The 1,505-nt window shown below is 64.8% G+C and carries 2 protein-coding genes; both read left to right on the top strand.

Annotation, left to right across the window (positions count from 1 at the left end; genetic code table 11):
• Positions 1 to 1,032: acyl-CoA dehydrogenase family protein (locus WAN71_RS08080; RefSeq protein ID WP_422224827.1), on the top strand; the 1,032-nt coding region annotated here is incomplete at its 5' end.
• Between the two features lie 42 nt (positions 1,033 to 1,074).
• On the top strand, positions 1,075 to 1,505 hold a 431-nt coding region (locus WAN71_RS08075), incomplete at its 3' end, for an LLM class flavin-dependent oxidoreductase (protein WP_422224828.1).

The following is a 1,505-nucleotide window of genomic DNA, read 5'->3' as shown; positions in this document are numbered from 1 at the left end:
CCCCGCGAACAGCTCGTCGAGTTGCAGGCCAAAGCCAGGGAGATCGGACTGTGGTCGCTGCAGACGCCCGAGGAGTACGGCGGCGCGGGGCTCAGTGTCCTCGGCCAAGTGGTGGTCGCCGAAGAAGCTGCGAAATGCCGGATGGGAGCGTTCTTTCCGGCCCTCGGCGCGTTCGGTGGCAACCCGCCCAACATCATGTTCAAGGCGTCGCCCGAGCAGTTCGAAAAGTACGCCAGACCCGTCATCGACGGCACCATGTCCAAGGCCTACACCGCGATCACCGAGGCGTCCGGCGGATCGGACCCGGCGCGCGCGATCAAGCTCAGGGCGACGCGTGACGGCGGCTGTTATGTGCTCAACGGCTCCAAGATGTGGATTTCGCACGCCCCGGACGCCGATTGGGGGGTGGTATACGCCCGCACCGGCGAAGGTCGACAAGGCATCTCGGCATTCATTCTCGAAAAGGACACCCCAGGCGTCACGTTCAGCCGTATCCCCGTAATGGCGTCCTTCGCCCCTTACGAACTGCACTTCGACAATGTACGGCTCCCGGCCACCCAACTGATCGGCGCTGAGGGACAGGGCTTTTCGTTGGCCAGCGAGTTCCTGGTGCACGGCCGCATCGTGTATGCGGCCGGGCCGATCGGCATTGCGCAGAGCGCGCTGGACATGACCTGCCAGTGGACCAGAGATCGGGACGTGTTCGGGGGCAGGCTAGCTGATAAGCAGGGTATCCAGTGGATGCTGGTGGATTGTGAGGTGGACTTGCGCGCCGCGCGGCTGCTGATGTACCAAGCCGCCTGGAACGCCGACCTTGGACGCGACGTCCGGGTAGACGCGTCGGTGGCCAAGATGTTCGGAACGGAAGCCGCCTACCGAGTTCTGGACCGGTGCATCCAAATTCACGGCGCGCTGGGAATCTCCACCGAACTGCCGCTGGAGCGATGGTTTCGCGACCTGCGGGTCAAGCGGCTCGGCGAAGGCGCCACGGAAGTCCAGCGCGAGATCATCGCGCGATCGCTGGTGAGATAGTCGGCCCGGAAAGTAAATAGGAGCAAAGTGCGGTACAACCTGATGTTTCCGATGCGGGCCGTCAAGCACTGGAACCGCTGGTGTGAGGGCGCAGGTATCGGCGACGTCGCACGCCTGGTGGAAGAGGCCGGCTTCGATGCCTTCTCGATGTCTGAACACCCCTATCCCGACCGGGAGTGGTTGGCCCGCGGCGGCCACCACGCCTTCGACCCGTTCGTGTCGCTGAGCTTCGCGGCGGCCGCTACCACCCGCATCCGGTTGATGACCTACATCCTGGTATCGGGCTATCGCAGCCCATACCTGACGGCTAAGGCGGCCGCGAGTTTCGATCTGCTCTCCGGCGGTCGGTTCACCCTCGGTACGGCGGCCGGCTACCTGAAGGCCGAATTCGAAGCGCTGGGCGCTGATTTCGACCGGCGAGGCGCGCTGCTCGACGAGGCGATCGCCGCGTGGAAGGCGACATGGGCGGGCGT

Origin of the sequence: Mycobacterium sp., assembly GCF_049280035.1 — a bacterium.
In the GTDB taxonomy this organism is placed as follows: domain Bacteria; phylum Actinomycetota; class Actinomycetes; order Mycobacteriales; family Mycobacteriaceae; genus Mycobacterium.
Note: the sequence above shows the minus strand (reverse complement) of the source record. Positions and strands in the feature narration are given on the sequence as shown.